12 protein-coding genes are annotated in these 12,693 nt (G+C 46.1%); 8 read left to right on the plus strand and 4 right to left on the minus strand.

Features of this window, described 5'->3' with window-relative positions; translation table 11 throughout:
• Window position 1: 1 nt before the first annotated feature.
• Complete coding sequence (locus tag HMPREF1254_RS07860; RefSeq protein ID WP_023058224.1) at window positions 2-964, plus strand: PstS family phosphate ABC transporter substrate-binding protein; 963 nt, start codon at window positions 2-4, stop codon at window positions 962-964.
• Between the two features lie 84 nt (window positions 965-1,048).
• The gene (locus HMPREF1254_RS07865; protein WP_036879871.1) at window positions 1,049-2,464 is read left to right on the plus strand and encodes a tetratricopeptide repeat protein; all 1,416 of its coding nucleotides are present in this window, start codon (window positions 1,049-1,051) and stop codon (window positions 2,462-2,464) included.
• A gap of 237 nt (window positions 2,465-2,701) precedes the next feature.
• Here HMPREF1254_RS07865 and HMPREF1254_RS11790 read toward each other — a convergent pair whose 3' ends face one another.
• On the minus strand, window positions 2,702-2,872 hold the full coding sequence (locus HMPREF1254_RS11790; RefSeq protein WP_081454892.1) for a DUF362 domain-containing protein: 171 nt from the start codon (window positions 2,870-2,872) through the stop codon (window positions 2,702-2,704).
• A gap of 331 nt (window positions 2,873-3,203) precedes the next feature.
• Between HMPREF1254_RS11790 and hpt the strand changes: the two genes are divergently transcribed.
• From hpt to HMPREF1254_RS07895, 6 genes are all read left to right on the plus strand, one after another.
• On the plus strand, window positions 3,204-3,743 hold the full coding sequence (gene hpt, locus HMPREF1254_RS07870; protein WP_023058137.1) for a hypoxanthine phosphoribosyltransferase: 540 nt from the start codon (window positions 3,204-3,206) through the stop codon (window positions 3,741-3,743).
• The gene (locus HMPREF1254_RS07875; protein ID WP_023058187.1) at window positions 3,740-4,312 is read left to right on the plus strand and encodes an adenylate kinase; all 573 of its coding nucleotides are present in this window, start codon (window positions 3,740-3,742) and stop codon (window positions 4,310-4,312) included. The genes hpt and HMPREF1254_RS07875 overlap by 4 nt, the downstream gene beginning before the upstream one ends.
• Window positions 4,313-4,555: 243 nt before the next feature.
• A complete protein-coding gene (locus HMPREF1254_RS07880; protein ID WP_023058177.1) occupies window positions 4,556-4,921 on the plus strand; it encodes a four helix bundle protein in 366 nt (121 codons plus the stop codon).
• A gap of 124 nt (window positions 4,922-5,045) precedes the next feature.
• Window positions 5,046-6,218, plus strand: coding sequence for a GTPase ObgE (gene obgE / locus HMPREF1254_RS07885; protein ID WP_023058225.1), 1,173 nt, complete (start codon window positions 5,046-5,048; stop codon window positions 6,216-6,218).
• A gap of 32 nt (window positions 6,219-6,250) precedes the next feature.
• On the plus strand, window positions 6,251-7,030 hold the full coding sequence (gene pgeF, locus HMPREF1254_RS07890) for a peptidoglycan editing factor PgeF (protein ID WP_023058203.1): 780 nt from the start codon (window positions 6,251-6,253) through the stop codon (window positions 7,028-7,030).
• A gap of 69 nt (window positions 7,031-7,099) precedes the next feature.
• The gene (locus HMPREF1254_RS07895; protein WP_023058223.1) at window positions 7,100-8,221 is read left to right on the plus strand and encodes a M23 family metallopeptidase; all 1,122 of its coding nucleotides are present in this window, start codon (window positions 7,100-7,102) and stop codon (window positions 8,219-8,221) included.
• Window positions 8,222-8,494: 273 nt separating this feature from the next.
• Here HMPREF1254_RS07895 and HMPREF1254_RS11485 read toward each other — a convergent pair whose 3' ends face one another.
• The 3 genes from HMPREF1254_RS11485 to HMPREF1254_RS07910 all read right to left on the minus strand — a co-directional run bounded on the left by HMPREF1254_RS11485 (window position 8,495) and on the right by HMPREF1254_RS07910 (window position 12,649).
• Complete coding sequence (locus tag HMPREF1254_RS11485; RefSeq protein WP_023058175.1) at window positions 8,495-9,661, minus strand: thioredoxin family protein; 1,167 nt, start codon at window positions 9,659-9,661, stop codon at window positions 8,495-8,497.
• A 10-nt stretch (window positions 9,662-9,671) separates the two neighbouring features.
• Window positions 9,672-10,835, minus strand: coding sequence for an aspartyl protease (locus tag HMPREF1254_RS07905; protein WP_023058158.1), 1,164 nt, complete (start codon window positions 10,833-10,835; stop codon window positions 9,672-9,674).
• Window positions 10,836-10,924: 89 nt separating this feature from the next.
• On the minus strand, window positions 10,925-12,649 hold the full coding sequence (locus HMPREF1254_RS07910) for a S8 family serine peptidase (RefSeq protein ID WP_023058150.1): 1,725 nt from the start codon (window positions 12,647-12,649) through the stop codon (window positions 10,925-10,927).
• Window positions 12,650-12,693 lie beyond the last annotated feature (44 nt).

Raw genomic sequence — 12,693 nt, forward strand, 5'->3', positions numbered from 1 at the left:
TATGAATTGTAAATTATCTTACGTCATCGTAGGATTAACACTCTCTGCTTTTCTTTTGGCTTCTTGCCAAAACAAGAAGTCAAAAGATGGCAGAACAGATACTTATTCGTCAGGAGCAATAACTTTTGCTTCTGACGAAAGTTTTAGTCCTGTTATCGAAGAGGAGCGCGAGCTCTTCGAGTTTACTTATCCAGAAGCTAAGCTGACTCCCATCTATACGAACGAGTCAGATGCCATTAACAAACTTCTCAAGGGAGAGGTGTTCATGGCCATAACGTCGCGTGATTTTACAAAAGACGAGCTGGAAAGTTTGAAAGCAAGCAAACAGTTTCCTCGCTCTATCAAGTTCGCATACGATGGACTTGCTTTGGTTCAGAATATAAACAACACAGATTCTTGCATCAGTGTTGACAATATAAGGAAGATATTTAACGGAGAAATTACTAAATGGAGTCAAATCTATCCCCATTCTAAGATTGGAGATATCACGGTAGTATTTGACAATCCTAACTCTTCTGCCGTGCACTATGTCGAAGACTCCATCCTTGGAGGGAAGCCTATTGCGAATAAAAATGTAGCTGCAGTCAAAAAGACGGAAGAGGTTATCAAATACGTCGAAGAAAATAAGGGAGCCATTGGCATCATTGGCAGCAATTGGCTCAATGATAAGCGTGACTCCACCAACCTTACTTTCAAGAAAGAAATACGCCCGATGGCTGTTTCTTCAATTCCGGTGGCAAATGTGCAGAACAGTTGGAAGCCTTATCAGTATTACTTCTACAATGCTAATTATCCTTTGGTGCGTACTTTATACATTCTATTGAATGATACTCACATGGGCCTACCCACAGGATTTTCCAATTTCATTATCTCGCAAGACAAGGGCCAGAAAATAATTCTAAGGTCAGGATTGCTGCCCGCTTATGGAAATTTAACTATACGAAACGTCCGTGTTTCAGAATAAAAATGTACTTTTGGCACGAAAAGACTGACAAACAAAACGTGAGGAGCGTTGAATTATCAACAAAACCAAAGAAAGTAGAAGATTATGAAAGCAATTAAATATTTACTGATTGGAGCCTTGTTACTAGGATTTTCAGCTCCATCAATGGCTCAAAACGATGTAGCCATCACACAAGCGACTCAGATTATCAAGGCAACAAGTCCTGCGACTGTCGAAAAGGCATTGAAGGATATTGTGAAAGCAAACAAAAAGAATCCAGCAGTATTAGTGGGCATTGGCCATGCGTTTTTGGATCAGAAAAATACGGAATTAGCAATGAAGTATGCCGAGTTGGCCATGGCTCGTGATAAGAAATATGCTCCTGCTTACATTTTGGCTGGCGATGTTGAAGTAGCCAAAGACGATGGTGGTGCTGCTGCAGGATGGTATCAGCAGGCAAAATACTTTGATCCAAAGAACCCGGATGCTTACTTCAAGTATGCCAACATCCTCCGTGGTCGAAGCCCTGAAGAGGCTGTGGCAAATCTCAATGAGCTGCGTACACAGCGTCCAGATATTGCGGTTGACGCACTGGCTGCCAGAATTTATTACAGTTCAAACATGCTTGATAAGAGTATGCAAGCGTATGAAAAAGTGGACAAAAGCAAGCTTGAAGATGTAGATATTACCAATTATGCCATGGCTGGCTATTTGTCACAGCATCGTCAAAAGAGCTTGGATATGGCTCTATATGGACTCAATAAGAATCCACGCAACGCAGCTTGGAACCGTCTGGCGTTCTATAATTACACAGATGAGGGAAAGATTGAAGAGGCGCTTCAATATGCTGACCGACTTTTCAACGCTTCTGACAGTGCGAAGATTTCTGGATACGACTATACATATTATGGTCAGGCATATTTAGCCAATAAGCAATATGACAATGCTATTGATATGTTCAAGAAGGCTTTAACTGCCAATGCTGAAAGTAAGGACCTGGCTAATAGCAACAAGAAAAGTCTCTCTGATGCTTATTTGGCTAAGGGCGACCATGCCAATGCCATTTCTTATTATGAAGAATATCTGAAAAATGTTAAAGAACCTACTGCGACAGATTTGGCAGGATTGGGATCAATCTATACGACCATGGCAGCAAGTCAGACCGGCGAAGAGCAGAAAGCTACGTATCTGAAAGCTGATGGGGTGTACAAGCAGTTGGGTGAGAAATTCCCAGCCAACATTGATTTTGCAAATTTCTTGCGTGCACGGGTAAATTCTAATCTGGATCCTGACACCAAGCAGGGATTGGCAAAGCCATTCTATGAGGCTTTGGCCAGCTCTTTGAGTCAAAAGGCAAATCGTGATAATGTGGACAATACTCGTTTAATCGAGGCTTACAGATACTTGGGTTACTACCACTTGCTTAAGGACGATAAATCAACAGCCGATGGCTATTGGAAGAAAGTCTTAGAGTTGGATCCCGAGAACGAAACAGCCAAGCAAGCTTTGGGAATGAAATAATCAGTATAAAACATATAAGTTAAGGAGGGTGAAGTCACGTTTCATCCTCTTTTTTGTTTGCATGTTTCATATCGTTGATTCACGATACGGACATAGTGCGGCGAATATCAAATAATAAGAGGCTGTTTTGACTCGCAAAACAGCCTCTTAAACTTTCAACTCCAGTGAGTGGTTCAATCTTCTTCAGATTTACCTTCCATGTGTCACCGGGTTGTGACTTTTGTTCATTCCATGTTTTTATTCCGGAAGAGAAATAGCCTCGTTAGGGCATACCTCTGCACAAGTTCCGCACTCTGTGCAAGCTTCAGGATCAATAGAATAAATGTCGCCTTCAGAGATGGCGCCTACTGGGCACTCATCGATACATGTACCGCATGCGATACAATCGTTTCCAATTACGTAAGCCATAGATGTTAACTTTTAAGTATTCAATAATGTTTTTGTATAATAGTCTTGGTAGATACCTACTTTTAACCATGCAAAGATACATCTTTTTATTTTGAATACCTATAAGTAGGTAGTGTTTTTTTGTTAATTTATCTCTATTCTTTTTTCGTAAACATCTACAAGCGACATTAAATGCTGTTTATTACATCTTGATGATGCGCTTTTGGACATTCATTTCCGTTTTATTCTTAGCCGGTTTTTATCTCCGTCCTGTTACTTTCATCGGCGTGTTGTCGCATGTTTATGATATTTTTCGTAACTTTGCGATTGATAATTATCAAATTTAGATTCCATGAGTAAAGTAACGATCAAGGACAAAACGTTCAGAACGTTCATCCCGGAAGCTGATATCTTGGAGCGGGTGAAGGCGGTTGCTGAGCAAATCAATACCGACTTGTCAGGCAAAGAGCCGCTGTTTCTCGCCGTGTTGAACGGCTCTTTCGTGTTTGCGGCCGACCTGATGCGATACATCACGATTCCCAGTGAGATATCGTTTGTCAAATTGGCTTCGTATCAGGGTATCGCCTCCACGGGTGTCATTAAGGAAGTGATAGGTCTCAATGAGGATATCACCAACCGACATGTGATCATTGTCGAGGATATTGTCGATACGGGAGCTACGATGCGGCGTATGATTGAGACGTTAGGCACGCGCGGTCCGGCATCGATAGACATTTGTACTTTGCTACTGAAGCCCGGCAAGTTGAGCGTTCCTTTGGACATCAAATATGTGGCCATGGAGATTCCAAACGACTTCATCGTGGGTTATGGACTTGATTACGAACAACAAGGAAGAAACTTAAGAGACATTTATACATTAGTAGAAGAATGAAAAATATTGTAATATTTGGTGCGCCTGGATCAGGAAAGGGCACCCAGAGCGATCGGTTGATTGCAAAGTATGGTTTGGGACACATCTCCACGGGTGACGTGTTGCGCAGTGAAATTAAGAATGGTACGGAGCTGGGCAAGACTGCCAAGGGATATATTGATAAGGGACAGTTAATTCCCGACGAACTCATGATTGATATCCTGGCCAGTGTGTACGATAGTTTCGGCAAGGATCACAAGGGAGTCATCTTTGACGGTTTCCCACGTACCATCCCTCAAGCCGAAGCTTTGAAGCAGATGTTGGCCGACCGCGGTCACTGTGTAGCAGCAATGATTGAGTTGGATGTGCCTGAAGATGAACTGATGAAGCGCCTCATTCTCCGCGGACAGGAGAGCGGTCGTACCGATGATAACGAGGAAACCATCAAGAAACGTTTGAATGTTTATCACTCTCAAACCGCTCCCTTGATTGAATGGTATAAAACAGAGGGTATTCATCATCACATCAACGGCTTGGGCGAATTAGACAGAATCACGGCAGACATTAGCCAAACAATCGATGTACTTTGAACTTTGAACATTGAACATTGAACTTTGTTTACTTTGAACATTGAACATTGAGCTTTGAACTTTATAGTTACATGAGTTTTCGTCATGGGTATAAAATTCATTGTTCACCATTCATCACTCAAAGTACATTGTTCACAGTACAACGTAAAAACTGTTCAAAATAAATAAAGTTCAAAGTTCAAACCTCAAAGTTTAAAGAAAATACAGTTCAAAGTTCAATGTTCAATGTTCAAAGTTTAAGGTATGTCTGAGGATAAAATCATAGAAAATGACATCTATCTATTGTCGAAGGAGTTTGCACTAAGAATAGTGAATCTATATCGTTATCTGACAAAAGAATATGGTGAATATGTTCTGTCAAAGCAACTCCTTCGTTCAGGCACAAGCATAGGCGCGAATGTGCATGAAGGTAAGAATGCTCAAAGTCGTCCAGATTTTACAACAAAGATGAACATTGCCTTGAAAGAAGCAACTGAGACTGAATACTGGATTGATTTACTTTATGAAGCAAAATTTATCAATGAGCAAGAATATCTTTCTATCTCTAACGATTGCGAGCGTCTCAAGGCTGTCTTAATTAAAATAGTCAAGGCAACCAAAGGCACTTGAATCATGTTCAAAACATCACAACCTTCACTGTTCAAAGTTCAAAGTAAGAACAGTTCAAAGTTCAAATCTCAAAGTTCAAAGTAAGAACAGTTCAAAGTTCAAATCTCAAAGTTCAAAGTAAAAGATGGCTTCCAATTTCGTAGACTATGTAAAGATTTGCTGTCGTTCTGGTAAGGGCGGCCGGGGATCCATGCACCTTCGTCATGTTAAGTACAACTACAACGGCGGCCCCGACGGTGGTGACGGCGGCAAAGGTGGCAGCATCTATCTCCGTGGAAACCATAACTACTGGACGCTGTTGCACCTCAGATACGACCGACACATCTTTGCCGAGCACGGTGGGGATGGCGGCCGTGACAAACGGCACGGCACCGATGGCAAGGATGTGTACATCGACGTGCCTTGCGGAACGGTGGTGTACAATGTCGAGACGGGCAAGTATATCTGTGATGTCACCGAGGATGGACAAGAGGTGCTGTTGCTCAAAGGCGGCAGAGGCGGACTAGGTAACTTCCAATTCCGCACGGCCACCAATCAGGCACCGCGCTATGCGCAACCCGGTGAGCCCATGCAGGAACTCACCATCATACTCGAACTGAAGCTCCTGGCGGATGTTGGCTTGGTTGGATTCCCCAATGCGGGCAAGTCTACCTTGGTGTCAGCCATATCCAGCGCGCGCCCCAAGATAGCCAACTATCCGTTCACCACCCTCGAACCCTCCTTGGGCATCGTTGAATACCGTGACCACAAGTCGTTCGTCATGGCCGACATCCCGGGCATCATCGAGGGGGCGAGTGAGGGAAAGGGCCTCGGACTTCGTTTCTTGCGGCACATTGAGCGCAACTCGTTGCTACTCTTCATGGTGCCGGGCGATACCGATGACATCAAGAGGGAATACGACATCTTGCTCAACGAGTTGCGAACGTTTAATCCCGACATGATGGACAAGCATCGTGTCTTGGCGGTAACGAAGTGCGATTTGCTCGATGACGAACTCATTGAGATGCTTCATGAAACCCTGCCTACCGACCTTCCCGTGATCTTCATCTCTGCCGTGACGGGAAAAGGTATCAACGAACTGAAGGACATTCTGTGGCAAGAACTCAACAGTGAGAGCAACAAACTCAAGGGAATCATTGCAGAGGACAATCTGGTGCACCGTGACAAAGACCCTGACAAGTTTGCCGCAGAGTTGGCAGATGAAGGAGAGTTCGCCGAGATAGAATACGTCAGCGATGATGATCTCGACGATGTCGCCGACCTGGAAGATTTTGAATACGAGGACCTGGACGATTAACCGGGGCTTCGATTCAACCAAACAACGATATTTTGACCAAACCACAACTCACATATCATTCCCTGCACCCGCGTGTAAGAGCATTCTCTTCCATGCGGAAAGGTGGAGTGAGTGAAGGCCAGTATGGCGAATTTAACATCAATCCTTATTGCGGAGACGCTCCCGATGCGGTCATGATGAACCGCAAGGCCCTGTGCACCGAGCTGCAGATAGACGATGCCCACTTGTTGATGGCGCACCAGGTTCATGGCACCGAGCCCCGAATCATCGCAGAAGAGTTCTTCTCCCTCTCGCCGTCTACACGTCAGCGGTTGCTCGAAGGCGTTGACGTACTCATCACGGCCATCCCCCATGTTTGTATTGGCGTGTCAACAGCCGACTGCATCCCCGTGCTGTTGTACGATGAAGAGCACCATGTGGCCGCCGCCGTGCACGCCGGTTGGCGCGGAACGGTGGCGCGCGTCGTGCAAAAAACCATTGCGGCGATGCAGCTGTCGTTCCACACGCAGCCCGCTCATCTGCATGCCTGTATCGGCCCCGGCATCTCGTTGCGCCATTTTGAAGTAGGGGATGAGGTGTATCAGGCATTCGCACAAGCCGGCTTCAACATGTCTGCCATCACCCAACAGATGGACAAATGGCATATCGACCTGCCCGAGTGCAACCGCATGCAGCTGTTAGAAGCGGGCGTAAGTGATGACCGAATCCTGTCCTCCGGCGTTTGTACGTACGAGCAAGTGGATGCGTATTTCTCGGCTCGGCGGTTAGGCATCCGGTCGGGGAGAATCTATAACGGCATCATTTTGTTGTAAACCATGCAGGTAATGTCGCCCCTCACAATCGGGAGTGGTGCCTTGTCTGCACATTATTTTTGTTAATCAATGAAACTACATGTAAGAAAAATGCTCTTGGCTGCAACCACCGTTGTGACGCTGTCTGCGTTCGCACCCGCCGTCAACCAATTCACTGCCGCCGAGCAGCAGCAAATCAACATATCCACGCCCCATCTGTTTGACAAGGAAAAATCGTTTTCAATCGACTTCACGCAGCTCAAGGACAACGAATATTCGTTTCCGCTGCCCGTCGGAAAGCCCAAAACCTTGCCCAATCTCTACATGGAGATAGCAACCAAGAAGGGCGATGCCGTGAAGGCCATGTTCGGCGGTGTGGTTCGCCTGTCACGCAAGTTTCCCGAATACGGCCATGTGGTGGTGGTTCGACATCCCAATGGTTTGGAAACCGTTTATGGCAACAATGTGCAAAATCTGGTTAAGGTTGGCGAAACGGTGACGGCGGGACAAACCCTCGCCATCGTGGGTGAGCGGGGTGGCAGAGCCTGTTGCACCTTTGCCATCATGGTGGATGGCAAGCGCATCCGTCCCGAAATCATCATCGAGGGCAATAGTCATCAGCTCAGACGTCGAATGATTCAATGCACAAAAAAGGGCCGTCATGTGGATGTCGCCGTGCTGTCTGAGCCGGAACGACCGATAGGCGTCGACTCCGATGATCCCTTCGCTCACGGTGACTCGTTCCAGTTGAACCTGGCTGAGATGGAAAAGTCGGGGCAGTGGGCGTTTCCCTTACCCGGCGCCAAGCTCATCAGTCCCTACGGAGGCAGGCGAGGGCATAGCGGATCAGACCTCAAAACCAAGCCGAAAGATGAAATCCTGGCCGCCTTTGATGGTGTGGTGACCCTTTCCGGGCCGCATTATGGTTACGGAAATTGTATCACCATCAAGCATCGGTATGGCTTTGAAACGCTGTACAGTCATCAGTACAAAAACCTGGTCAAGGTGGGACAGCGCGTGAAGGCGGGTGATGTGATTGGCCTCACGGGGCGTACGGGCCGAGCCACCACAGAGCATTTGCACTTGGAAGTGAAGTTCAGAGGAAGGCGAATGAATCCGAACGTGATATTCGACATCCCGAACCGAAAGTTGCAGAATGTGACGTTAACATTGACAAAGTCGGGCCGTGTTACCTCGAAGCGCAACCGCTAACCGTGAAATAACGAGCTGCGTCGCCAAGTTTATGCAGTGCTGCATGGGACATTCTGTAGAATGAGGAGTGAAAAGCAGGGCGTTCTTGGCTATAGTTCTTGTAAGGTGGCTGTAACCGTTTGATTATCTGTTAGTTATAAAAGCATAAAAAGCCTTTCCAATAGCATAGAGATTAGGGCCCAAAGTCATAGAGATTGGGCTGTAAAGTCATGTAGATTGGCCTTCAATAGCATGGAGATTAAAATCCCGTCTTAAACACCCTTCCTTTTCAAGTCATTCTTTCGTGTTTTCTCCCGTGTATTCTAAAATCCGCTGTTCCAATTCTTCGTGCTTGGGCCCTACAATGGTTTGGGGCTTTCCTTTTGTCGGAATCACTAAGAGAGTGGGGAGGGCACCGATGCCTAAATCGGCCGCCAATTTCTTCTCTTGGTCATAATTAACCTTATAAAACTTGATTTTTCCAGCGTATTTTTTAGCCAACTCGTCAATCAATGGCGACAAGCGTTTGCACGGTATGCACCAGTTGGCCCAAAAGTCGATGACGCACGGCACATTGTCGCGATAGGTATAAGGAGTGGAAGCAGTGTAATCCCACACATGATCTAAGAAATAGGTACGACCGATGTCAGTGGGCTTGCCCGTTTCAATGACGACGGCAGATTTGGAAACAGATTTGTAAACGATGGCATTTTCATCGTATGCTTGAAAGTAGATGGACGCTTTCGTGAAATCAACGGACAGCAATCCATGTTGCAAAATGCCGTTACCTAAGAACGAGTCAGCGGCCTCTTTCGTCGTTGCTATGGCTGTTTTCCATTCCGTATGCGCTATTTTCAGGGAACACGAATTTGTAACGCCCAGCTGTTGGCATTGCTCTTGAGAGAGTGTTAGCTCAGACGATTGGTCTAAGCGCAAGGGCAGGCTGACGTTCTGTTGATTCACCATGACCGGCAAGCGCAATACTTGTTGAGGGGCTTCGTTCAACCTTATTCGATTAGACAATTTCATGAAATCGGGTCGATAGGGCGCAGAGATGGTTAGTTTGTTATTTTTTGCATCGATGGTAAGCACCGCATTGCGAAACATGTCCATGCCCAACAGTCCTTTGACATTCTGCTCACGATAGGTAGCTGGGGCAGATTCCACCGCAAACGACTGCTTTTCGGCATACAAACTTTTGCCTAACGATAGTGTGTGGGTAGTGTTTTGAACCGTTTGGGGCGTTGACTTTTCTTCTTGAAACAACACAGTCTTCTCGTTTAACGCCAACACGAAAAGAGCAGGTTGGTCGTCCAACGTCATGGCCAACGCCATTTCACCCTGACGCAATAATTGATAATCAAACGTCTCTTGCGAAGTGTTGTTCACCTGTGCCTTGGCTGTTGTAGGAATATTGGCCAACAGCAATAAGATATAGATAAGTAAAGAATGTAAGCGCATCTTGATAAAATTATAATTTATGAATGGTAACTTTAAACACTTGGTGATGGCGACGAATCGTCAGTTCGGCCTCCTGACCTTTGATATCCTTAAAAATATCAACGATAGTCATTTCACTTAAAGGCAAAGCGGTGATGTCATGGCCATTGACAGCCGTCACTTCGTCGCCAATTTCAACTTGTGGTTGGGTGGTTCCCCATATCGTAGTAACCTCAAAACGCTGGTTGACTGGCAAAATTCCCACAGTCCATGTTTGCTTTTTATTTGCGAAATCGGCCGTGGAAGTTTTGTAGGGTTGGAAATAGAACCTGCCTCGCGGATAGTCAATGGTTACTGTGCCATACTGCAAAAGTTCGGCTCCTAAAATCGTGGGGATGCCCGCTGCCGCCATTGCAGGCGTATTTTCAAACTTTTTACCGCTGATGGTAAACGGTGCTAAGCGTACATATTTCAAAGGTTTCGGCTTGGCCAATCCCTCTAATCCAGCACCCACAGAACCCACTCCCTCGCAGGTAACGGTGGCAGCTTGCGCCTGCGAAAGACGATGAAAGTCGTCTTCGCTCAACGTGAGCAGTTCAGGAACGCCCGTGTCAAACATCATCTGTACGGATTGATTCTTGAACGTTAATGGAAAATTAACGTGCCATGTTGGCGAATACTCCAAGGGAATGCCGTCAGACAGTTTAAGCCCTTTTGGGCGATAGGGATAAAATAGGCGAAGTTGTTGCGCATGTCCGTCGATACTGATCACCACATCTTTAAACGCATCGCCACCAAGAATGCCCACCACGCCTAAGTCACGAAAGCCTTGTATCTCGGGCAACGCAATGGTGTTGAGTGTGGTAAAGCGTAAATATCTACCTATCTTCACCTCCGGCAGGGTAGCTTTTGAATAGCTGTGGGCCTGTCCGTTCATGTCGGTTGTTACCTGTTGGCCTCCCGTCAACTCACCCTTTGCCTGTTCTACCTCACGCCACATGGTGGCTGTCTGTCCGCCCGTGTCTAAGATGTATTTATGGCAACGCCCCTTCACTTCAACCGGAATGATGATTCGTCTATACTTCACCTCATACGCAATGGTGTCAGCGTAACGGTTGATTGCCGTTGCCTGAGCTAAGCACGACATGGGGTGGATAGCCAAACATGTGAGAACCAGTGTTACAACATATTTCATAGCCAGCGTTGAATGATTGATTTGAAATCTATTTCAATAAGATTGCTTGATGTTACTTCATCAATGAATGGGCCACACACCTTGTTGATTTATTTCCTCGTGCTGTTTTTTTCTTGCAATACTTTTTTCACTGCGTTTGCCACATTGACGATGCCACCCGAGATGGAAATGTCTGAATAAGTAAAGAGGTCGTTCACCTTACGGTCGTTTACCACAATCGTTTTCTCTATTTCCATGTCTTGCATGGGTGTCACGGAGTTGTTGAGTAACTCGCGAACCTCTGCGGCGGTGAGTTTGGGAAAGTAAGACCTTACCAATGCAGCGGCCCCGGCCAATGTTGCAGCAGCCATTCCTGTGCCGGTAGACAGGCCATAGGTGTTTCCCACCCCTGCGCTGTATATTTCTTTTCCTGGCGCGTGAATGTCCAATTCGGTTTTTCCATAGTTGGCTTTCAACGAAGGCTTGCCCAACTTGTCACTGGGTGCGACGATCATTAAGTTGGTTAGTTCATGTCCCGCAATCATCTTCCGGTTAGGATAATAAGTGGTTTTTTGCAAATCTTGCGCACTCTCTGTCACCGGAACAATCGCCAGTACATCGTGCTGTTCGGCATAGTAAAGAGCGTCGGCAATCCACTTACGCTCTACGGGAGGGAACAACGTATTCTGCGACGGTAGCAACATTACCTTAGCTCCATGGTCAACAGCATATCTTATGGCCAATGCTACGTCTTTTAAATAAGGGTCACCAGCTGTGGTTGCACGCAGGGGCATGATGCGGGCAGCATTGCAAATGCCGTCGGCTCCCTTACCATTGCCACGGATGGCCGCGATGATAGATGCCTCCATGGTGCCTACGTTTGCGTCTTCTGTCAGCAAATCGGCATTACCGTAATGGTTGTCAAGCAAGTTATAGGGATCATCCCCCACGATAGTCTGTCGGTTGTCAGTGCTGTGTTTCTGCAAATAGGCTTCGTATTCCTGCTGAGCTTGCTTGATAGGCGTACCCGCCATCTCTACATCATATATCTTTTTCCACGAATTAGTCTTTGCCAAGGGAAAGCTGTAGCCTAAAATCATGAACGCCATGTCTGACAATAAATCTTTTGGAGCATTCTTGTCATACAACGTTTCGAACTCTTTTTGCGTAATTTCTTGACCGGGGAACCGTTCTTTCAGCTTCTTGTCAAACACCTTGGTATAGTGTTTCACCATCTTGGCAGCCAAGATTCCGGCGTAACGTGAAGCCAATGGCGATTCGTACACAATGGTGTCACGATAGTAATGGTACTCCTGTACGTTTGCAGGCGGTGCCACTTCTACCATCTCATCGCCTTGGAAGCGAAAGAAACGCTTGCCGTCTGAAATGTAGTCGGCATACTTTTCTCGTAGTCTGAAGTATTCGCGATCGCCCTGGTTCATGGTGGAAGTCATGGCAATCGTAGTTCCGTCTTTGTCAATCCCGCCAAGGAAATTCCATCCATGCACGTCATCAACCAGTCCGTTGCCGTCATCATCCTTTCCATTCAGTTTTTCTTTTCTGTTCTGCCAAATCATGGTTTGGTAATCTTCATGCATCAAATCGATGCCCGACCCGATGAGTGCTACCGTTATGGGTTTGGCTTTTCGGCCTTGAAGCAAACGATAAGCCTCGTTCACTCCAATACCATAAACCTTATCTTGGGTAGGAGAGAGATTGTACCAATCCAGCTCTTTCTGTGGCAACTCCTGTGAATGAATTTTGACAATGCTTACTGGTTGAAACAAGAGGCATAAGGCCAGTAAACCGATATGATAGAACTTAAAATATTTCATAATTGATGTTGATAAATGATATATCGTGAGTTTAATTCGTTAAA

The organism is Prevotella sp. BV3P1, from assembly GCF_000479005.1.
Classification (GTDB): domain Bacteria; phylum Bacteroidota; class Bacteroidia; order Bacteroidales; family Bacteroidaceae; genus Prevotella.

Bases quoted from the DNA above. Each gene is read 5' to 3' on its own strand.
- HMPREF1254_RS07860 (WP_023058224.1), top strand. From the start codon at position 2: ATGAATTGTAAATTATCTTACGTCATCGTAGGATTAACACTCTCTGCT.
- HMPREF1254_RS07865 (WP_036879871.1), top strand. From the start codon at position 1,049: ATGAAAGCAATTAAATATTTACTGATTGGAGCCTTGTTACTAGGATTT.
- HMPREF1254_RS11790 (WP_081454892.1), bottom strand. From the start codon at position 2,872: ATGGCTTACGTAATTGGAAACGATTGTATCGCATGCGGTACATGTATC.
- hpt (WP_023058137.1), top strand. From the start codon at position 3,204: ATGAGTAAAGTAACGATCAAGGACAAAACGTTCAGAACGTTCATCCCG.
- HMPREF1254_RS07875 (WP_023058187.1), top strand. From the start codon at position 3,740: ATGAAAAATATTGTAATATTTGGTGCGCCTGGATCAGGAAAGGGCACC.
- HMPREF1254_RS07880 (WP_023058177.1), top strand. From the start codon at position 4,556: ATGTCTGAGGATAAAATCATAGAAAATGACATCTATCTATTGTCGAAG.
- obgE (WP_023058225.1), top strand. From the start codon at position 5,046: ATGGCTTCCAATTTCGTAGACTATGTAAAGATTTGCTGTCGTTCTGGT.
- HMPREF1254_RS07895 (WP_023058223.1), top strand. From the start codon at position 7,100: ATGAAACTACATGTAAGAAAAATGCTCTTGGCTGCAACCACCGTTGTG.
- HMPREF1254_RS11485 (WP_023058175.1), bottom strand. From the start codon at position 9,661: ATGCGCTTACATTCTTTACTTATCTATATCTTATTGCTGTTGGCCAAT.
- HMPREF1254_RS07905 (WP_023058158.1), bottom strand. From the start codon at position 10,835: ATGAAATATGTTGTAACACTGGTTCTCACATGTTTGGCTATCCACCCC.
- HMPREF1254_RS07910 (WP_023058150.1), bottom strand. From the start codon at position 12,649: ATGAAATATTTTAAGTTCTATCATATCGGTTTACTGGCCTTATGCCTC.